25 protein-coding genes are annotated in these 20,206 nt (G+C 42.4%); 6 read left to right on the top strand and 19 right to left on the bottom strand.

What is annotated here, in order from left to right; translation table 11 throughout:
* Nucleotides 1-34: 34 nt before the first annotated feature.
* From G631_RS0108625 to G631_RS20180, 4 genes are all read right to left on the bottom strand, one after another.
* Nucleotides 35-583 carry a hypothetical protein gene (locus tag G631_RS0108625; RefSeq protein ID WP_026489107.1) on the bottom strand — a complete coding sequence of 183 codons (549 nt, stop codon included), beginning with the start codon at nt 581-583 and terminating at the stop codon, nt 35-37.
* Entirely contained in the window at nt 558-1,130 is a 573-nt protein-coding gene (locus G631_RS0108620) for a hypothetical protein (protein WP_026489106.1), read from the bottom strand. The genes G631_RS0108625 and G631_RS0108620 overlap by 26 nt, the downstream gene beginning before the upstream one ends.
* Before the next feature lie 94 nt (nt 1,131-1,224).
* Complete coding sequence (locus G631_RS20185; protein ID WP_051192350.1) at nt 1,225-1,653, bottom strand: ImmA/IrrE family metallo-endopeptidase; 429 nt, start codon at nt 1,651-1,653, stop codon at nt 1,225-1,227.
* On the bottom strand, nt 1,631-2,074 hold the full coding sequence (locus G631_RS20180; RefSeq protein WP_026489105.1) for a helix-turn-helix domain-containing protein: 444 nt from the start codon (nt 2,072-2,074) through the stop codon (nt 1,631-1,633). The genes G631_RS20185 and G631_RS20180 overlap by 23 nt, the downstream gene beginning before the upstream one ends.
* A gap of 164 nt (nt 2,075-2,238) precedes the next feature.
* On the opposite strand from G631_RS20180, the gene ftsZ reads away from it, so the two are divergent.
* Nucleotides 2,239-3,417: a cell division protein FtsZ gene (gene ftsZ, locus G631_RS0108605; protein WP_026489104.1), complete on the top strand. Its 1,179-nt coding sequence runs from the start codon at nt 2,239-2,241 to the stop codon at nt 3,415-3,417.
* A gap of 30 nt (nt 3,418-3,447) precedes the next feature.
* On the opposite strand, the gene G631_RS0108600 is transcribed toward ftsZ, so the two are convergent.
* From G631_RS0108600 to G631_RS0108560, 9 genes are all read right to left on the bottom strand, one after another.
* Nucleotides 3,448-4,203 (bottom strand): metallophosphoesterase, encoded by a 756-nt coding sequence (locus G631_RS0108600; protein ID WP_026489103.1) that lies wholly within the window; start codon nt 4,201-4,203, stop codon nt 3,448-3,450.
* 62 nt (nt 4,204-4,265) lie between these two features.
* Nucleotides 4,266-6,335 (bottom strand): AAA family ATPase, encoded by a 2,070-nt coding sequence (locus tag G631_RS20175; protein WP_051197062.1) that lies wholly within the window; start codon nt 6,333-6,335, stop codon nt 4,266-4,268.
* Nucleotides 6,336-6,360: 25 nt separating this feature from the next.
* Nucleotides 6,361-6,708, bottom strand: coding sequence for a hypothetical protein (locus tag G631_RS0108590; RefSeq protein WP_026489102.1), 348 nt, complete (start codon nt 6,706-6,708; stop codon nt 6,361-6,363).
* Between the two features lie 261 nt (nt 6,709-6,969).
* On the bottom strand, nt 6,970-7,740 hold the full coding sequence (locus G631_RS0108585; protein ID WP_026489101.1) for a hypothetical protein: 771 nt from the start codon (nt 7,738-7,740) through the stop codon (nt 6,970-6,972).
* Entirely contained in the window at nt 7,727-8,788 is a 1,062-nt protein-coding gene (locus tag G631_RS0108580; RefSeq protein ID WP_026489100.1) for a helix-turn-helix transcriptional regulator, read from the bottom strand. The genes G631_RS0108585 and G631_RS0108580 overlap by 14 nt, the downstream gene beginning before the upstream one ends.
* Before the next feature lie 141 nt (nt 8,789-8,929).
* On the bottom strand, nt 8,930-9,970 hold the full coding sequence (locus G631_RS20170) for a pentapeptide repeat-containing protein (protein WP_051197060.1): 1,041 nt from the start codon (nt 9,968-9,970) through the stop codon (nt 8,930-8,932).
* Between the two features lie 4 nt (nt 9,971-9,974).
* Nucleotides 9,975-10,619, bottom strand: a complete 645-nt coding sequence (locus tag G631_RS0108570; RefSeq protein WP_026489099.1) for a hypothetical protein — start codon at nt 10,617-10,619, stop codon at nt 9,975-9,977.
* A gap of 118 nt (nt 10,620-10,737) precedes the next feature.
* Nucleotides 10,738-11,913 carry a DNA polymerase III subunit gamma/tau gene (dnaX, locus tag G631_RS18600; protein ID WP_035789576.1) on the bottom strand — a complete coding sequence of 392 codons (1,176 nt, stop codon included), beginning with the start codon at nt 11,911-11,913 and terminating at the stop codon, nt 10,738-10,740.
* Nucleotides 11,901-12,110 carry a hypothetical protein gene (locus tag G631_RS0108560; RefSeq protein WP_026489098.1) on the bottom strand — a complete coding sequence of 70 codons (210 nt, stop codon included), beginning with the start codon at nt 12,108-12,110 and terminating at the stop codon, nt 11,901-11,903. The genes dnaX and G631_RS0108560 overlap by 13 nt, the downstream gene beginning before the upstream one ends.
* 254 nt (nt 12,111-12,364) lie before the next feature.
* Here G631_RS0108560 and G631_RS0108555 point away from each other — a divergent pair, with 254 nt between their 5' ends.
* Together G631_RS0108555 and G631_RS0108550 are read left to right on the top strand one after the other, a co-directional pair.
* Entirely contained in the window at nt 12,365-12,547 is a 183-nt protein-coding gene (locus G631_RS0108555) for a hypothetical protein (protein WP_026489097.1), read from the top strand.
* 376 nt (nt 12,548-12,923) lie between these two features.
* The gene (locus G631_RS0108550; RefSeq protein WP_026489096.1) at nt 12,924-14,156 is read left to right on the top strand and encodes an ATP-binding protein; all 1,233 of its coding nucleotides are present in this window, start codon (nt 12,924-12,926) and stop codon (nt 14,154-14,156) included.
* Nucleotides 14,157-14,722: 566 nt separating this feature from the next.
* Here the strand turns inward: G631_RS0108550 and G631_RS0108545 are convergent.
* Both G631_RS0108545 and G631_RS0108540 read right to left on the bottom strand, forming a co-directional pair.
* Nucleotides 14,723-15,055, bottom strand: coding sequence for a hypothetical protein (locus G631_RS0108545; RefSeq protein WP_022769241.1), 333 nt, complete (start codon nt 15,053-15,055; stop codon nt 14,723-14,725).
* Nucleotides 15,056-15,119: 64 nt separating this feature from the next.
* Nucleotides 15,120-15,956 carry a DUF5688 family protein gene (locus G631_RS0108540; RefSeq protein ID WP_081647148.1) on the bottom strand — a complete coding sequence of 279 codons (837 nt, stop codon included), beginning with the start codon at nt 15,954-15,956 and terminating at the stop codon, nt 15,120-15,122.
* Nucleotides 15,957-16,304: 348 nt separating this feature from the next.
* Between G631_RS0108540 and G631_RS0108535 the strand changes: the two genes are divergently transcribed.
* Together G631_RS0108535 and G631_RS0108530 are read left to right on the top strand one after the other, a co-directional pair.
* Complete coding sequence (locus tag G631_RS0108535) at nt 16,305-16,631, top strand: hypothetical protein (protein WP_026489095.1); 327 nt, start codon at nt 16,305-16,307, stop codon at nt 16,629-16,631.
* Between the two features lie 89 nt (nt 16,632-16,720).
* Complete coding sequence (locus G631_RS0108530; protein ID WP_022769245.1) at nt 16,721-17,029, top strand: hypothetical protein; 309 nt, start codon at nt 16,721-16,723, stop codon at nt 17,027-17,029.
* 515 nt (nt 17,030-17,544) lie between these two features.
* Here G631_RS0108530 and G631_RS18595 read toward each other — a convergent pair.
* The 3 genes from G631_RS18595 to G631_RS0108515 form a co-directional block, all read right to left on the bottom strand.
* A complete protein-coding gene (locus tag G631_RS18595) occupies nt 17,545-17,811 on the bottom strand; it encodes a PspC domain-containing protein (RefSeq protein ID WP_029232577.1) in 267 nt (88 codons plus the stop codon).
* Nucleotides 17,812-17,990: 179 nt separating this feature from the next.
* Complete coding sequence (locus G631_RS20165; RefSeq protein WP_026489094.1) at nt 17,991-18,449, bottom strand: DnaJ domain-containing protein; 459 nt, start codon at nt 18,447-18,449, stop codon at nt 17,991-17,993.
* 20 nt (nt 18,450-18,469) lie between these two features.
* Nucleotides 18,470-18,895 carry a hypothetical protein gene (locus G631_RS0108515; RefSeq protein ID WP_155828067.1) on the bottom strand — a complete coding sequence of 142 codons (426 nt, stop codon included), beginning with the start codon at nt 18,893-18,895 and terminating at the stop codon, nt 18,470-18,472.
* Between the two features lie 362 nt (nt 18,896-19,257).
* Between G631_RS0108515 and G631_RS0108510 the strand changes: the two genes are divergently transcribed.
* Nucleotides 19,258-19,728 carry an RpiB/LacA/LacB family sugar-phosphate isomerase gene (locus tag G631_RS0108510; protein WP_022769249.1) on the top strand — a complete coding sequence of 157 codons (471 nt, stop codon included), beginning with the start codon at nt 19,258-19,260 and terminating at the stop codon, nt 19,726-19,728.
* 54 nt (nt 19,729-19,782) lie between these two features.
* Here the strand turns inward: G631_RS0108510 and G631_RS18585 are convergent.
* A partial coding sequence (locus tag G631_RS18585) for an EAL domain-containing protein (RefSeq protein WP_026512539.1) occupies nt 19,783-20,206 on the bottom strand: 424 nt, incomplete at its 5' end.

The raw sequence follows: 20,206 nt of genomic DNA, 5'->3' as shown, positions 1-20,206 counted from the left end.
TCAGCGTGAATCTTTTAGAATCACGCTGAAGATATCACCACAGAATCTGCCACCGTTCATATTTACCTGCATTCTTGAACTTTTGCGCTTTTCTATAGGCCTGTTCATTCATATGTTGCCTTATTGCCACCAGTATATCAGGCATGAATAATCCGAATTCACGGCACAGGACCTTAAACACTAGCACATTGGGTGTATAAAATGGATTCAGCCAAACATCTTTGTCGCTTCTCCCTGACATTAACATTATCGCGGCTGCACACCCGGGGCTCCGAGAGCCCCCTTTAGAACACGATACATATAAATCGGTAACCTCTTTGGGTAAATGCCTTACAAAATAAATAACTCTTTTAGCATGGTATCTCCTGAAGGCCCCATATTCCTTCTCATCTTCAACATCAATGATATCGATGACCAACTTAGGTATGTCGGTTCTATCAAGAAACGGCGTAGTTCTAGTCGTGAGGAGAATAATCGCACACTGTTTATGCGGGACATCAAACATATCCTCAGAAAATGCCGGAACGGCAAGGATATGAATTGTAAATTGCCTAACCTTACGCTTTTTCCTCTTTATCCTCATGGTTGCATCCTTCTTTATCAGATTTACAGGGGTCTGTATCTTTCTTTATCTTCGCAAGCCACTCCCTTATATATGCCTCCAATTCCTCATATGTTCTAAGCTTTTTCTCGTTTGCATAGATACATTGGGGATCTTCATCGTTCTTCTTTCTGCCAAACGGAACTAGCGTAAATCGTTTTTCTATAACCATAACCAGTCTGTACTCTTTGTAATAAACGTAGTTCCTCTTAAAATCTATCTCCATTATGGGTTCATGCGACCCACCGCCTCCAGATAAGCAGCAATAGCCAAGATCATACTCAGGTAAAACCTCATTCGCTATTCTTTCAAAAAAATCCTCGGCCTTATCGAACTCTGCAGCATAACGTTCTGTCCAAAACATGAAATAAGCAATGGCCCAGTAGTCCATCTTCAATAATTCTGACAGAGAAATAGGCTGACTCTTAATGCAAATAACAAGCGTATCCTCAAATCTATCCTTGTTATCAATCTGACTCCAGTAACTGGTTTGAACATATTTCAAGTACGGTGGCTGCTTTTTCTGCACTTCACTCCTCCTGGTTGTTTCTTCCCTTTTCCACACAATAACAAGGGGCATGCGACTTTTTTGTCGCATGCCCCGAATAGGACTTTGCAAATATTCACTTTTTCAGCTCTATGCTCTGTTCTACAATATTCTGAAGTAGATACGGCGGAATCTCTGTCATATCCACCTTCAGTCTTGCCTGGTCCTCCAAAAGAGCCAGCACAAAGAGGTTTGCCTCATATTCTGACTGCATATTAATCTTTCCGCCAATATCAGCGAAGTAGTTCAGTGTCTCATCATGTAAAAAGATATGTCCCAGTTCATGAGCACATAAGATCTTTTTTGATGCCTCCGTGTAATTAGAGTTTATAGCTATGTATGGAGCGTACCCACGAAACTTAACAGCCTGCGCTTTAAAGCCCTTGAATCCATGATCACGCTCTAATATCCTTATTCCCCAGATCTTGGCTATCTCAAATGGATCATTGGTATGATATGTATTCCTCAGTCCATTTGCAAAATCAACGATTTCCTGCTTTCTCATCCCCCGGAGCCCCCTTTGTCTGATATCTATGACTCATAACTTTTAAATGGCCCAGTAGCTCATTTGCAAATTCGACAATTGTCTCCTCATCCATCTGGTTAGGGTCATAACCACCAAACGCAGCAAGCGTCGGTGTTTTTAATATAAATTCAATTGCTTCCTGCGGATTCTCAAAGTGATTTGGCAGCTTCGCAATCTCTTCCTTGTCAGCATCTGTGGCTTCCTCGTTCCCCATCAGTTCAGCCGGTGTGACACCTAAGATCTTGCAAATCTTATCAAATGTTTCCACAGGAATCTTGCTTATACTTGATGCTTCGTAGCGATATATGGTCGTATAGGACACACCAAGCTGCTCTGCAATGCTCTCTACAGATATTCCCAGTTCTTTTCTTTTGTTTTTAAGTCTTTCACCAATCTGCATATGCGTTACCTCGTCTGTGGTACATCATACACCAAAAATTGCATTTATGCAAATTATTGTTGACATTGATTTGCATAAACGCTATATTGTAAATCATAATATTACTTGCATAAATGCAAATCGCCATTACGCCAAACTTGCACTTGTGCAAACGGGAGGTAAACATGCTTGAGATAAAAGAATCTTTTGCAAACAGCAAAACCATGCCAAAAGTCATGGTCATTGGCATTGGCGGTGGGGGAAACAACGCCATAACAAGGATGATTGAAAAGGCATCCGATTATGTTACATATGCAGCACTTAACACTGATTCCATGACTCTGGATAAATGCCCAGCAACAAAACGGCTTCAACTCGGCACAAAACTCACTCAGGGATTTGGTGCCGGCGGCGACCCTACTGTAGGGGAGTCCGCCGCAAAAGAGAGCGAGGAAGATATCGCAGAGCTCGTCCATGATGCAAATATGGTAATCCTAACCTGCGGAATGGGCGGCGGTACTGGGACCGGCGCCATTCCTGTCGTAGCTCAGATATGCAAGAATCTGGGAATCCTTACAGTCGCTGTAGTTACAATGCCTTTCTCTTTTGAAAGCAAGCCCAGAGTCTATGCAGCTCAGACCGGACTAAAAAAGCTTGAGCAGAACATCGACACCCTTCTGGTAATCCCTAACGATAAGCTCCTCACAATCACTGATAAGCAGTTCTTTCTCGATGAGGCCTTTACCCTGTGCGATTCTGTTCTACGATACACAATTGAAGGTATCACTAACATCATCTTCAATCACGGAACCATAAATCTCGACTTTAATGATCTCCGTTCCACGTTAAAAGACAAAGGCTATGGCTTATTCGGCATTGGAATAGCTTCCGGAGAAGAAACAATCGTTGAAGCAGTAGAAAAGGCCATCAGCTCTCAACTTCTTGACACCAGAATAACCGGCGCGTCCAATATTCTCCTGAACACCAGCGGCAGAGTTGACCTTGTTGCGCTCAACAAGGCTGTTTCCTACATAAGAGAACAGGCTGGCGACAACGTTAACATCTTCTGGGGCACAGTAAGCGGAGACCCAACAGCTGAAGATATAGTTGTCACTGTCATTGCCACAGGAATGAAGCAGATTTCTACTGCTCAGGAAACTACAACTCCTGATCCAAAAGAGTTTACATCGAAGGTGCTTTCCACTCCTAAAGAGCCATTGCCTCAGATAAACCCTAATCTGGATTTTCTCAAAAATGCCAAACAGGCTTCGGACATTCCAACCATCTCAAACATTCAACCAAAGCCAAAAGCCAAGCCTGTCCAACTGCAGATTCCAGAGTTTTTGCTTCATAAGCCAAGCTAAACCATTAAAGCCAGGGAGACCTGGCTTTAATCAACTGACAAATGAAACCGGGAATTCCTCCATGTCCTCAAGACGCAAGAAGATCAGTCCATTATCAACTTCTTCGATTTCTCCGAAAGAGCATCCACCATCAATATCGATAAGATTGCCTTTTCTAAAGGACTTCAAACACCCAAAGTCTTCCTCAACCTCGATCCATTTGCGAATCCGTTGTACCGGAACATGTCCTGTGACAAATGTATAGTCATAGTCACCATAGATGTTCTCACCCTGAGTCTCATAATCATCACGGTATATTGAAGTCCAGACAATGTTCCAAACATCTTTGTAGCTCATCTCTTTGTACTTCAGATTCTCAAGACCATTCTTATAATATGAATGGGAAAGACAAATTTTTCTGCCTTCCACTTCCATTGTCATCATGACATACCGGTCATTAAGCCATTTCAATAGTTCTTTTCTTTCGGCTTTCTTTAATGTCTCGTACTGTGAAAACGTCTTATCGCCACCGTTGTAGAATAACCAAAGGTCCCAGTCTCTTCCGTTCCACTCATTTTTGCCGCTGGAATCCACAGAATTAAGCATCATGAACTCATGGTTTCCAATGATTAGGTCCATGTTAGGCTCTGCCATGATTCTCTGAAGAACCTTTATCCCGTCAGGGCCTCTGTCTACGGCATCACCTAAGACATATATCTTATCTTCTGGAGAAAACCCAATCACTTTAAGCCCAGCAAGAAAAGTATTCAGTTGTCCATGTATATCTGCCACCGCGTACGTTGACATAATGCCCCCTAAAAAACCTTATAATACTCTACTATACATCGAGGACAATAAATGTCCACCTATCATACCGCAAAACCAATTCCCTGTTTTTTCTCTTTAAACTGGTTGCCAGCTACTGTTTCAAAGTCCTCCGCTTTAAGCTGCATAATCTTCTCTTTGGAGATCTTCTTGCCCTTGTTTTCCCTAAAGAGCCTCTGTGACTGACGCATTTCTGCCTGTTCTAATAGGTTACGGGCAAATCGTCCATTACCAAACTCCTCGTGGGAGCATGCTTCCTTAAATATCTCCATAGATTTTGGTTCAACGTCTTCAGAAAGCATAAATCCTCTCTTTTCAGCCATTAGCTTCAGGATCTGCCACATTTCATCAGCTTTATAATCCGGGAAGTCAAGATGGAATGCAATCCTACTTCTAAGGCCCTCATTCTTATCAAGGAACTCTTTCATTTTTTCAGGATATCCAGCAAAAATCACAATCACATCTTCTCTGTGGTTTTCCATTTCTTGTACTATAGTGTTTATTGCCTCATCGCCAAAAGAATTTGAACCATCAACAAGAGAATACGCTTCATCAATAAAGAGAATTCCTCCATTAGCTTCTCTAAACTTCTCGCATACAGTCTTTGCTGTCCATCCTACATACCTGGCAATAAGATCAGCACGTCCTACTTCCACATAATTTCCGCTCTCAAGGACACCTTCTTTCTTTAATATCTGGGCTAGAAGTCTTGCTACAGAAGTCTTAGCGCTACCAGGATTGCCAGTAAATATCATATGCATAGAGTTCGAATATGTATCCAGTCCCATCTTTGACCTTAACTTTCGGGCCTTTCCAGAATCGATTATCTGATCGACAACATTCTTGATTTCTGAAAGACCTATCATTTCCTTAAGCTCTTTATATGGTTCTGATTCAGGTCCTTTTTTATCCACCTTAACCACATCACAAGCCTTATAGGCTTTATAAATCCGCTCCTTAAGGCTTCTTCCGTACCAGGTATTGAACGCCTTATAAACTTCTGCAACGGTATAAAGCTTTTTCTTAGAAAGTACGCTATAAAAGTCTTCTTCCGTCACAACACTATCATGTTCTTTTGCAAGCTTTTGAAAGAATCTGAAGGACTTATTGTAATCTCCCGCTCCTTCTTTTAGCTCTATGATACTTATATTCTCAACCGCCTTAGAAATCATAGCATTAGAGAAGCCCGGGTTAGATGTGTTTTCAATAAAGAAGCACAATGTATACAGTCCATAATCTTTTACAAAAGAGTTAAGCTGCTCCGTAACCTGCTCGTAAGCAGATGCATATACTCCATGCATTCCATCATCACCTGACATATCGATTGAAACAGCATTTCCCTGTGCAACCTGAAAAATCTTATCCAGTTCATCTTCATTTCGATATGCCCGTTCACCAATAGATGTCAGTTTTTCTATTCTTGTACCCAAAACGCGGTTGTTTGACCAAAGTGCGCTGATAAGTAGCTCGCTGATTGATTCTGCAGCCTGGTAATCGCCAACAATGATTTTGTAATGAACAGGATTGCCGCAGTACTTCCTGGAATTATCGTTCGAATATATCCTCTTCAATTCCTCTATCAGCGTATCATCTGCCATCAGCTCTTCTGCTTTCTTTACAGCCTGCTTATACGTCATTTTTTTACTGATACACTTTTCTTTGACATTGAAATTGTTTGCACCATGGAAATAGTCTATAAGAAGTTCATCAGTAAAGTTCCTACATTGCCATGGTATCAAATCCTGACGATCGGCCTTCCTATACAGTTCATTGACCTCATAAGGGCATATTTCTTTCTGCGATTTAAATGACACATTTTCAATAGCTTTATCAGAATCCGCTAATGTCTTGCTAACAAAATCCTTACATTTTTTCAAAGATACATTTTCAAGGCTACAACCAGCAAGAACGGTCAGCTCATTTTCATTTACAGCAACAATAAGCATAGATATATTACCCTCTAAGCCGCATTCTGGCCCGAGCTGCGAATTTAAATCACTCACAAAATCCGCAAATTCGTTCCGCTTATTCTTACGTGCTTTAGATACATTTTCTTCAGCTTCTTCAACTATTTCCCTTCTTGTATAGCTATATAAAAACTCATAAAAAACCATCTCTTTACCTCCTGCTGTAGCGCCTTCAGTTCTCCTCATCAAAGTGACAATGGTAATGCTTGCTGCCATCTATATGTATAATGGGCTCGACATCTATCCCAAGCGTCTTCAGAACAGTTTGTATCTGTTCATTTCCTATGTAAGGGCTCATATAAACAACGGGCTTTCCCTTATTTGAAACCTCTACTCTTCCACGTGGATAATAATCATATTTCTTATTGCATCCCTTTGGCTTAACGCTCTCCCAAAGCCTCTCATGATTGTAGTTATTTCCTGATTTGGATAGTCCTTCAGTTACTCCTTCTTCATATCTGACAATAACCAGCTCATCTTCTACCAGCCAGAACACTCCTCTTATTCCTTCCTTGCTCATAGTAAACTCCTGCATTTTAGTGCTTCTCTGCTATCTTATGGTCACATTATAAATGTCCCTGTGGGGAATTTTTTGTACATAAAAATCGCCATTCCATAATCGTTTTCAGTTTTGCTAATCCTATCAGAGCATCACGACAACAGTCTGGTTGAAGTAAAAAAGGACGATGCAAACTGCATCGTCCCATAATACAAAGCGTCATGGACAAAAAATGTCCACCGTTTTCTTGCATGTACGTCCCCCTCATAAACTCTACATTCCTTAGCGGAGATTCTGCAATACATTTTTTACCGTTCTTTCCCGCCCTTTATAGTAATACCAAAGTACATTATCAAAATCTTTTCTGCTTAATTTTTCTTCATTCTCGGGGTGTGCTTTCTCTCGTATATCATCTATGAGTTTTCTGTAACCATCATAATTACGCTTATCAAAAAAAGTTCTCCTGATTACATGCTTATTCTTAACCATTTCGCGGTCATAATCATTCAAGTAAACCAATGCATAATATGGGATTACATATTCCAAAGCACTGTCATATATTGAATAATTGTCTGCTTCTTGGCCTTCGAATAAGTACCTACATAGAAAAGTACAAAACTTAGAAGCAAAGCTAAATGTATTACGTATTTTACCATCAGAAGCACGAACGGCTTCAGAGATCGTTGTCACCAACTCTGCATCGCCATCCTTTAGCCTCTGCTTCAAATTGCGGATATTACAAATAGTCTCAGTAGTTTGATCAATACCTTTATTATCGCCTTTTTTACTGCCTGAAGCAGCCAGATGCGTTGAGTTTTCTTTATCCAATCGCCTGCATATCTCTTTCATTATTTTCAAATCCAACAAATTATCTTGGTTCTCTATGATATAAGCACACGAGGATTCCTTGTTCTCCTCGTTGCTGGCTTCAGCATATTTAGAATCAATCGCTATACACGCATTGATCAATTGTGCATTTTTTCTATTAAGTATCAGCATTCCATGCTCATCAAAATCTAAGGTATAAAAACCATCCTTATTATTTTTGCTCATACCCTTTCAGTCCTTTCTTCAAATCCTCAATCGCTCTATCTCTCAATTCTTTTGGCTCTAAAATAACTACATCCGGAGCATAGTTCTTTGCAAACTGCAGCACCGACGTCTCATTGGCATTTACTGCAACGCTTACATGAGTATCATCCTGATCATAGAAACGAACATCACTTCCAAACATATCAACAATATCGCTTATCATGGCATTGACTATCCTGAGCTTTGCCCTGGAAGTATCGCTGCTATACATATAAACATGCTCTTTCATATACTTTGAAAGGTCCAAGGCCTGTCCGTTCGCACCTTTGAGCTTACTAAAGGACTTCGCCGTCTCATCCAACTTCTCAATATCTACGATTCGATCCACACGGTAGTTAGATATATCCTCGTACTGGTCATAATTGCAGATAAGATAGTATTTCCCTTCTTTAGCAGCCATCTGGTAGGGGCTTACAACATATACCCGATCCTTCCCGTTATCATCCTTCTTTGGATGCTGCTTAAGGTCTGTTCCATATTCCACGTACTTGAAGGCTATCTTTTTCTTTTCGTTGATAGCCTCATCAATGACGTCTATGTTATAAAATAGCTGCTTATTATTTGTCCTGTCCTTTGGCATTGTAGCAATATGCTTAACCCTGGACCTAAAATAGATATTTGAAAGCTTCTCGATCTTTTCAACAAGCTCTTTACACTGGCTGTAAGGCAGATGCTTGGAAAAAAGAAGTCCATCAATAAGAAGGCGCAGCTCGCTGTCTTCAAAATCCCTCACAAGATAAAAGTCACTAAGAATATAATTCTCTTCCAGCTCTCCGGTCTTTGGGTTTTTGACCATACGAATCGACTCGCTATAGGCGATCTCATAGCCAAATTCTTCAAGCTTCATCAGGTTTGTCTTAATAGACTTCCTGTCAGCCGTCATGTCGTATTCTTCCTTAAGCCGCTCCTCTATTTCCTTCTGGCTTAACCTGTGATCCTCATCTGTATATTTCCTTAGTATGTCCAAAAGGTTAAAAAGCATCAGTTTTTTTGATTGTTTTGTGCCCATGTCAGCTCCTTTTTACCGGGATTTGGATCTCTTTGTCAGCTACCATTCTACTAATAATTATGGGCAATTTTTTCCACATAGACAAATTAAGAAATCATAAAGAATCTTGAAGCATGTCAGCAATGCATCGCAGATAAAGAATTAGTCGTTATCTTCTTCATCCTCATCCTTATCAGTAAGAGCCTCAGCCTCCGCGCGTGATAATTCGAAGTATATTCCTGAAACATCGCCATGTCGGTTAGGATCAACTTCCTTCGCTGTAACAGTAGCTCCTTTGATATACTTAAATTCTTTGTCCACACGGCTTACTGCTTCATCAACAGGATTCCCTTCCTTGTCAAAAATATCCAGGACAACTGCTTCAGATGCTCTGCAAGAATGAAACGTACTTCCTTTCCTCTTTGCGTGCTCAGGGATCAGTAACTTCACAATCTTTCCTTCCCTACACTTTTTCCATGCAATAAATGATCCCTCTTCCGGGCAGAATATAGGCATGTGAAGCCCCTTTACTCCCTTCAAATTGTCAGGATCCAAATCGATGTCAGCGGTGCTAAGTCCCGTCATATCAGAGTTTGTAAAATCGGTCCAGTACGTCCTTCTGGCGAAATCGAAATCGGCATTGCAGAGCCTCGTATCCTCGAATGTTGAATCATCAAAGTCAGCACAGCAAAAGCGCGCTTCTTCTAAATCCGATCCGGAAAAATCACAATTACAGATTTCTGCCGCAAAGAAATTTGCCTTCTTTAAAACAGCATTCTTTATCTCACAGTCCCACATGCAAGAAAAGCTAAAACATGTCTTTTCTCCTTTGCACTCATTGAGTTTAGAGAGCGTTAAGTTTACATTGTAGAAAGTGGTGCCATCAATTACAGCCCTCGTCAAATCTGCATTGTGCATATATGCTCCCCAGAAGTTTGCATTAGACAAATTAGCTCCAGTAAGATTGGAGCTTCCAAGATTAACGCCCGTCATGTCTGCATATGAAAAATCCATCCCAGACAGATCCATCTCACTGAGGTCAACATCGCTAAAGTCTGCACGCTTTCCTTCCTCATTATTTTTAAGCCACTTAGCATGCTCTTCCATTCGTCTGTCAAATTCAGACCTTTCAATCTTTTTTTGCGATAAAATCGTCATTCCCATAGATATCTGCATATCATCACCTGTTCCTTTCCATAACAATCAATTAGTTCTCTTTATCATCTTCCTTTAGTTCTTCACAAAGCCTCGATAATTCTTCAGGACCATACTTTCTTACATCATCGACAACCACTATCTTATCGATGGATTTAAGTATCTTTAGAAAATCTGAAACCTCAGAAAAAGATAGTGTCTCATGGCACATCGCCTCAGGCTGAGCCTCATCATCTCCTTCAAATGGATAAGGATCATCAAAGATTACGTTTTTAAGTGAAATAAAGAAATGGGCCGTCCACCATTCAAGATCTACCTGACCCTGATCATAGTCTTCTGTATCTTCAACTGCATCAATGTCTGCAAGGCCATATTTCTCGCGCATAAGCTCATGTATCTTACTGGGAGCCACGTCTCGTCCATTGTTGGTAATCAGATGGTTACAGAAGTAGTCATCAGAGCCTTCATTACTTATCTTTTCAATGGTCTCTATCAGCAGCTCCCTAAGCTCATCAGAACACTCAGTTCCATCCAGTGAATATCTATATATGTTGTCTGTATCCAAGAAATCACTCAGCAGAGCCTCATAATAATGTGTATGCTTCCTGATAAAGTCGGCTACTCTATCATGAATCTTAAAATAAAGATATAAGATTCTACCTTTTTCTTCAGAACGAACAAATTTAACATTCTCCATATCATCTGCTCCTATCTTTGATAAACTCTTATGTTTTCTGTTCTTGTGATTTCATGATAAAAGAAGGCATGTGGAAATTTTTGCGCATGAAAATGGCAGGCTCGTGAGCCCGCCTGATCTATATGCTTATTTGATTTCTAATGTCTTTTTCATGCTCCTCAAGAAGCCGTATCCGGTTCTCAACAGACTGCCTATCGTCCTTCCTGCAGATACGGACAAACAGAGCTTCTATCATTACTCTCTTTTGGTCTGAGCGGGCTATGTTAGAAGACAGGTCCGAAAAATGCCTTACCAGACCATCAACTGTATACTGATCAACGCTCTTAGCAAGTTCCTTTACAGATCTTATTGTTTCCTCCGGTGCATCAAAGAAATCCTCAAGATTTTCCGTCACCTGCGCAATCATAATACTTCTAAGGAACCAGACGAAGTCGTTTACAAACTCAAAAAGATTGATCCCGTTGCTATTAGCTTCTGACAAGATCAGTATTGATGTCCGCAGATCCTTGTGATATAGCGCCTGAAACAGCTTATGCATCTTCTCCATATCACTCTTAGCCAAAGCCTTAACCACAAAGTTGTACGTAAGCTGCCTATCTTCGCCTATTGTCACGAAATGCTCCAATATACTCAGCGCATCTCTCATAGACCCATCTGCCACTCTCGCAATGTATTCCAGCGCCCTGTTTTCAGCATCTATCCCTTCAGAGGCCGCCACACTCTGAAGCGTCATCTTTATAAGGTCAACTGAGATCCTCCGAAATTCATACCGCTGGCACCTGGATAGAATGGTCGCAGGAACTTTTTGAGGATCTGTCGTTGCCATGATGAAAACCGCATGCGCCGGAGGCTCTTCCAGGGTCTTTAGAAGCATATCAAAAGCCTCTCCCCTCTGTCCCTTAAGCGAATGGACCTCATCAATGATGTATATCTTCCATTTCCCATTTATTGGCGGATACGAAACATCCTCAAGGATCCTTTTGATGTCGCTGACCTTGTTATTAGAAGCCGCATCTATCTCAATAACATTTGCACTACTTCCATCCGTGATAGATCTGCAAAACTCGCACCCTCCGCAAGGATTACCCTCCACTGGGTTCTCACAGTTAATCGCCTTCGAAAAGATCCTGGCCATCGTGGTCTTGCCTGTTCCCCTTGTACCATGAAAAAGATATGCATGAGAGACCACGTCATGTTTTACCTGATTCCTAAGTGCCTTAACGATATGATCCTGGCCCTTAGCCTCGTCATAAATTTGCGGTCTGAATTTCCTGTAAAACGCTATGTATCCCATCTAAACACCCACGCGATCGAGAAGAGCACAGTACTTTCCTCAATAGCAGCTTCATATTCCCTATAAGCCTGCCTGTCCATTAACTCGAATGCTTCGTAGAATGAATAGAACCGCTCACAGTCTGAGCAATAATATCCTTCATCCTCTTGGTCAAAGAAAGTACATCCGCAAGTCTCACATACCAGCCGCTCTTCCATAGCTATTTCCCTTCAAAAAAGTATTTGAGCCATCTTATCAAAATGGCGCGACAGCAGCCTGGTCATGTAAAAAAAGACGATGCCACCCTGCATTATCACTGCTAAAACGTTTAATAAATTCTTTCGAATTGTTAACACTAATTTTAGAATATCTAGTATATAATACTCTTAGATGACACAATATATTGTATTTTAGTTTCACTGTTTCGAGTCACACGGTAAGTTTATTTCTTTGTACTATGGAGGACATGCCCATGTACAGTTCAAGCTCATCAACATGTTACTATCACAAGAATTCCCCAAAGGTCATAAATACCATAAGGATACATGATAAATACTTTGACGCTTCTGCTGTCAAAGAAAAGGTCATTATGATCGCATCTGCATCTGCCATTGTAAGCAGCCTGTTTGCAGCATTTGCAGTTATAATATTCTGAACCAATTTAAACCTTACGCACCCCGGAGCGGTGCTTTTTACCTAACAAAAAACGAAGATGCCTGTCATCCCAGGTATCTTCGTTTTCATCTTTTATATACAAATGCATATCACTTTCATATACGTTCGTATATCATCTCTTATCTGATAGCAGTTCCCATCTCCCCATAAAAAGGAGGTGGGCGGTGCCTTCTGGCGCCGCCCGATTATGAAAAAGAAAAAGTATTTGCTTAACTGTCTAAAGACATGGTATCAAAAGAGCATTAACATGCCTTTAACATAGATTGAACAAATTGTTAATATCCCACCCCTATTGATATGGCAATCATTTTCGGCTAAAATATGATTGAATCATATTTTAGCCGAAAGGATTTATCATGAGACATATCGAAAGAGATCTTAAATCCAAGATAATAGAGCTTAACAAAGAGTACTCGGCCATCCTGATCACAGGTGCAAGACAGGTCGGGAAGAGCACTTTGTTCGAGACCATCATGAAGGAACATGGAGAAGAAAGGGAGATCGTCACATTAGATGATCTGGAAGAGCGTGCTCTTGCCAAGAAAGATCCTGCAATGTTTCTGCAGATCCACGAACCTCCTGTCATGATCGATGAAGTGCAGTATGCTCCTGAGCTCTTTTCATATATCAAGATCGCAATAGACAAGGGTGCTGCCCCGGGATCATTCTGGCTGACAGGGTCTCAAGCCTTCAAGCTCATGGACCTGGCACAGGAGTCATTAGCAGGAAGAGTAGCGATACTAAGGCTCCCTCCACTTTCCCAGCACGAGGCATATGGAAAAGATGTCTCCAGACCATTTTCTGTCGATCTTAACGAACTCAAGAAGCGTAAAAAGACACATGCTCCGGCAACACTAGATGAAATATATGAACGCATCTGGATGGGTGGAATGCCCGGTCTTATCAGCGGAAAGTTTACTGACAGGGATGTTTACTACAGCAGTTACATCCAGACATATATCGAAAGAGATGTAAGCGACCTGATCCAGGGAGTAGACAAGCTCTTATTTCAGGACTTCATAAGGTCAGCTGCATCAAGGATAGGCGAGGTGCTTAATGTACATGCCATAGCAGGAGACGTCGGAATAAACGATGATACCGCAAAGCGCTGGCTCCAGGTACTGGAAAAGTCAGAGATCATCACACTGCTTCGGCCATACAGCAACAACCTGCTCCATAGAACGATCAAGACACCAAAGCTGTATTTCTTTGATACCGGCCTTGTGGCTTACCTGACAAAATATTCATCACCAGAGATCCTTGCAAATGGCGCTTTGGCAGGACATATCCTTGAAAACTACGTTGTAATGGAGATCATCAAATCCTATAAAAACGCAGCCAAGGACTGCCTCTTCTGGTATTACAGGGATAAAGACAATAAAGAAGTGGATATGATCCTTGAAAGTGATGGAATGCTCCATCCAATAGAGGTCAAAAGATCGGTCAATCCCGGCACTGAGCTGGTAGGTGCTTTCTCAGTATTAGACAAAGCAACAACACCAAGAGGCTCTGGCGCGATCATATGCATGAGACCTGAGCTGTCAGCAGTAGACAGCAATAACCTGATAGTTCCTGTGTGGTATATATAAAAGAAAACTGAGCGGCTAAAATCTGATTCAATCGGATTTTAGCCGCTCTTTAAGTCCCCATGGGACGCTCCCTGGGGAAGGTGTCGGGAACCGGGCGTGGCCTATCAGTCTTCTTTATGGCCAGGGTGTCGGGGGAGTTCCTGACTTTGTTCGGGCGGCGAGCTTAATTCTCCCTTTTCAATCGCCGACCGCCGCATCTGATAGCCAGGATGCATCTGATCATACCCTTTTAGCAGACTGGCTATCTTCTGCTTTTTAGCCCCCGCGGGGCGTTGCCTGGGGAGGGTGTCGGGAACCGGGCGCGGCCAATCAGTCTTCTTTCTGGCCGGGGTGTCGGGGGGTTCCTGACTTTATTCGGGCGGCGAACTTAGTTCTCCCGTCTCCATCGCCGCCCGATGCACGGATAGCTGGGACGCACTAAATTCTCCCGATCCGCGGACCAGCTATCCGTGTGGGGAAGGGGGCGTGGGGGAAAGGGCAGGCTCGGCTCCCCCACCAAAAAATGCAGCCAGGTGCCAAAAGGATTTCTGTGATAAATTCCCGCCCGCTGCATTTTTTTCTCCGTATTAAACTGCCTTGCTCTCTTCTGTCGGCTCTACCTGGGATGCCTTAAAGAAAAAAGCCTGTTTCATGAACATCTTCCCCTGTTCTTCTCCCTCCTTTCCTTTATGTCCTCCCATGCACTTCCAAATGGGGATCTCGGAAACGGCTTTTTCTCCGTGCTTTACGGTGTAACCCCGCCTTTTCCATTCCATGTAAGTGTGTATCTGCTCCGGCTCTTTGGTGAGGGTCTTTCTTCCCTCTTCATCCTCGATAACGATGTTCTTGCCGGTGGTTCCTATTATACCCTCTTTCATAAGTTCCATGCGGTTGTTAAATATAATCTGTTCGTTTGTCATTTCCTCGTTCTCCTTTCCGAAGGAAAGAGGGTTTCCCCTCTCCCTGCTTTATGTCTTTTTAGCCTTATGCGGTCAGAAGATATGCTCTGTCAACGAGTTTGTCCATGGGGTCAACAGTCGTTTCGTTGACTTCTGTTACCATGTTATTGAATACATCAAGGCTCATATCCTCAAACTTGGGAACCAAGATGCACTCGTGGATACTGCTCGGAAGAAGTACAAACTCGTGAACCCCTATTCTGTCCGCAAGTTCCTTGATTGCCTTTGTATCGAGCATCGCACTTGCTCCCTTGACCTGGCTCTTGTTGCTGATAACATACATCGGCGCAACACTGTTTGCTTCCTCTCCAAATTCATCAGCAAAATCATCGCCCATCATGTTCCTTATCACATCGCCAAGTGGTGTTATCTTTGTGTCCTTGTGGGTGTTCTCCTCTGCCCTTACAAAAGCGGTCTCTTCGTCAATCCTCCACATATCGAGCATCTGCGGTCTTACCTTGATTGAAAAGCTCTCTCCCTCGTGTTCATCAGCAATGTAGATGTATTCCTCGATGCCCTCAAACTGTGTGGGTCTCTTTACAAGGTCCTCGCTGCCCTCTCTCTGCACTCCGATGCGTGCATTGGTCTTGAAATACTCCACGTCGTTAATCTTCTCAACGTCAAAAGTAAACTCCCTTGAAATCATGGCAACAACACTGTCAATGACCTGCTCAACTCCCATTCCGCTAAGTTCTGCTCTCTCGATAAGTTCATCAGCGTAAACAGTGGGTGCGATTGTATCATCTGCATTCTTCTTGATGCAAAGACCCTCTTTCTCAATTCCATTCTTGATGCAAGTGTGTGCATCCACGATGTAACCTCTGTTTTCAAGTCCCTCGATAATCATGTTCTTTGTAATCATTGTCATTTTCTCCTTATATATGTTTTGATTTTGGTTTTCTGTTTTCAGGCTTTCAAAGCCCTTGAAATGTGCTTTCAAGATTCTGAGCTTTTCTGGAGGGGAGCGATCCTTTTTTCGTGCGATATTTTCCATGTGCTTTTTTCCATCCTTTCATGTGTTAATAAATGTGCTTTCTGAGTTCATCGCCTATCTATCGGGTTTGCGTGCATCTTCAGGAACAGTGGCAGGACCACCTGCAAGGGACAAGTAAGCGAGACGCCGTAGGGCAGCCCTTGCTGGTGGGACTGACACTGTTACGATGCACATCAGCAAACCGATAGGCGGTGGACTGGGAAAGTGCATTTATACATGAAAGGCAGGAAAGCACCAGGAAAATACGCACGAAAAAAGAGGGGGTTCCCCCGGGAACCCGTTGGAGAAGGGGACTATAATAATTCCTTGTATGCCACGTATTCAGACTTCCTTGGTGGAAGTCAGGGGCATATTGGTCTGGGAGCTCGGGCAGACCTGCGAAGCTGCTCGGAATGGTACACAAATGATCCAGAAAAAAGATCTCTTGTAAGCAAATCCAATGCAAAAGCCCACGCAAAAAGCCCCGCAAAAGAATGTATTAGAATATCTATAAGAAAGCATATTAGAGAAAATAATAGAACCACAAGAAAAGAAAGAACATAGAGAAAGTCAAATAGTATGCTAGAGTAAAAAGAGAAGGAATAAAAAACGCATTATAAGAATATGACAAAAACCCATTGTAAGGAGGCCCCATGATAGTAAATGCAAACCTGAACATCCACTATACAGCACCAGACTGGGTATGGGAAAAGATAGATGAGGTCTATAGAAGCATGGAATACTATGACGAGACTTCAGATACTCCACTCTGGACAGGAGAAGGAATAAACATAGAAGCCTCAGTAGAGCCTTCAGGGATCCAGTTCTATGGAGATGTACCAGAGGAAATATGGGACGACTGGTTCGCGGAATTAAAAGAGAAGCTATCCGATGAACTCGGCTATGAGATAGGCGAGCCAGAGGACGGCTACGAATTTAAATACGACTGGGACGAAGAATAATTGGGAAGGTCTAAGGGAACGGGAGAGGGTGTCTGGGGTTCCCTTATAGGATAAAAGGCGCACATTATTATCCCACCTTGCGCCTTCCATTGAATACGTGCATATTGCCGCACAGTAGAGAAAAGCCGCTAACATCCCGCCTTCACCATACGAATTTGCCGGGAAGGGCTTGGGGAACGGGTCTGGGGGCGAGGGGTTCCCCATTTAATTCAAAGGTGCGCTCTACTTCTCCCCTTCCGCGCCTTCCATGCCCTTAAAAAGTGGTGCCACTAAGCAAAAGCTCCGGTGCTTTCGCAATATAGCACCGCCATTTCATGAAAAAAGCCCCACATAAGTGAGGCGTAAAGTCTGGAGGTGGCCGCCCAATCAAGGGCGACCCATGTGTTATGAATGTGTGTGATCAGGCGGACCCATGTCCCCTGACAAGTTCACAATACCGTACAAACCTATAAATTACCTAAAAACATAAAAAACCCCCTGGTCATCTGACCAGAGGGCCTGATATATGAACAGAACTATACTTCCGGCTTGAAGCCTTTGATAGTTTCTGAGTCATAAGAATATGTGTACCTGTCTTCGCTGTGATCTTCCTCATATCCAGGATTTTCATTCATCACTATTGCTGCAACAATGTATGCAATTAACCCAGCGCCTGTAAACAGGAATGTGCATGCCCAGATGATCCTTACGATTGCAGGATCTATGCCGAAGTACTCAGCAATTCCACCACATACACCTGATATCTTTTTATCTGCACTTTTATATAATCTCTTTTCAGTCATAACCCACACCTCTTATAAATGAATCTGGTTGTTTTGTTCTTATGAGATGATTATATGTCTGCCCATATTGGTAATACATATCCGGTTAGCAGAAAAGCCTATCCTTATTTTTCTTTTTTCGCAAAAGAAAGCTGATACACATAAAAGAATGCATATCAGCTGACTTCATTTCATTATCGTTAAAAGAACATGAACATCCTGAAGAACATTGACAGTAGCTGCAGGATGATAAACCATCTGAAGATCTTTCCAAGAATGGAGGTGCCATATACCGGAGTCCTGTTCCAACCGGTCCAGTTGTTCCAGGTATTCCAGCTCTCTTCCGGTCTGTTATAGCCTCTGCCAAGATCCTGAGTACCCCACTGCCAGTATGTTCCGTACTCTTCGAAAGGAGTCTCCTCTTTCTCGGCATAGGTACGCTCCTGCGTATATGTCTGTGCCTGTCTGTATCTCTCAGCACCCGGTTTTGTAAGAATATCGTAAGCTGCATTTATCTCATTCATCTTTTCAGCAGCTGCTGCATTTCCGGGATTCAAGTCCGGATGATACTTTTTCGCAAGCGTTCTGTGTGCTTTTTTGATCTCTTCTTCTGAAGCCCCCGGGGCTACTCCAAGAACCTTGTAGGGATCCATCATCATAACATTATCCTCCAGACCGATCAGGTCTTTTTAATGAAACGTTCGCTGCACTTAGGGCATCTGATCTCAATCCTGCCCTTTCCTTTTGGTACTCTTATCTGCTGATGGCAGTTCTTGCAGATGTAATATCTGCTCACTTTTCTGTCATGCCACTGAAGTTTAAATAGCTTAACATATCTTCTTGGAACCTCAGTCATATTAAGGAACTTCTGATTCTCAGCATATCTTTTAGATATGTTTCTTGAATATACCCTAAAGCATGCATAAGAAAAGAATACAAGCCACAAGAGATATACTATCCTGCTCTGAGCAAACAGGTTTATTACCAACAGAAAGATCGCTATTCCATTGCATGTCCGCGCCAGTGTATCAAACCCGTTGCGGCCATACATGAACTGTGCCATCCTGTACTGCATCTGATTACCAAATTGTCTGATCTTGTCCATATCTTTAACCTCTTTTATCATCGGCATTGATTTTCCTTACAATGCTCTGTTTGTATTATTCTATGCTTCATCGATATGCTTTTACATATCCGCATCAGCGAAAACTGATGTCTTATTTCTCTTTTATGATAAGAGCCTGGCTCTCCTGACTAATTTTGAGAGGTGGGGCTACCACGAAGGCAGCCCAAAAGTGTTATGAAAGTATGTGTGGGGTAAGGATCTGTATATCCTTATAGCCATATAATACAGCTTCAACCTAAAACCAACTTTAAAAACATGAATCTAATACCTGGAAGTCTGCCAAGCTACATACCAGGCTTAGCCCATGATATAATCAAAGAAAAGCTTAGGAGGGCTAACCCATGAAGATTGCTATGGCAAACGATCACGCTGGCACCGCAATGAAGAACGAAATCAAGGCTTATCTCATAAAAGAAGGCTATGAAGTTGAGGACTTCGGGACCTATGATGAAAAGAGCTGTGATCTCTCTGACTTTGTATATCCTGCAGCGCTTGCAGTTGCTAAAGGGGAGTGCGAGAGAGGCATTTTCTGTGATGGCGTGGGCTATGGAAGCGCCCTTATTGCAAACAAGATAAATGGCTGTTATGCCGCCGTATGCCAGGATCCTTTATGTGCCACATTAGCTCGCCAGCATACGGATTCAAACATCCTGTGCCTTGGAGCCAAGATAATTGGCGGTCTTATGGCTATGGAGGTTGTAAAGACATGGCTAAACACTGCGCCACTCATGGAAGAGAAGTACAGAAACAGAGTCAAAAAAGTGTGTGACATAAACGACAAGCACTGTGTACCCCTTGATCAGATTATTTAACGAAATAACAATAATGCCAGGCATGAGAGGTGTTCCCTTGCCTGGCATTAGTTTCTATTGACTTTGTTTCTTTGAGGGATATGCTGTTAATGCTTCAAACTCATCTACCGGCATAGGCTTGTAGAAATAATATCCCTGCATTTCCTCACATCCAAGACTTCCGAGGAAATCAGCCTGTTCCAGTGTCTCAACACCTTCTGCGATAATAGAAGTTCCAATAGCATGGATCATCTGGACCATGTAGCTAAGTATTGTCCGACCCATCTTTTGGTCGCCTGAACCGGTAATAAATCGAAGATCAAGCTTTATGCGATCAAGGATAACTTCTTTTAACATATTCAGTGATGAGTAACCACTTCCAAAGTCGTCCATTTCAACTTCAAAGCCTGCTTCACGAAGTTTGGTTGTTGTTTTGATGATGGTATCGGAGTTTTCGACATATGCGCTTTCCGTTATCTCAATACGAAGTTGACCAGGC

The organism is Butyrivibrio sp. XBB1001 (assembly GCF_000424505.1).
GTDB lineage: Bacteria > Bacillota > Clostridia > Lachnospirales > Lachnospiraceae > Butyrivibrio.
This window is presented reverse-complemented; position numbering and strand designations above follow the sequence as displayed.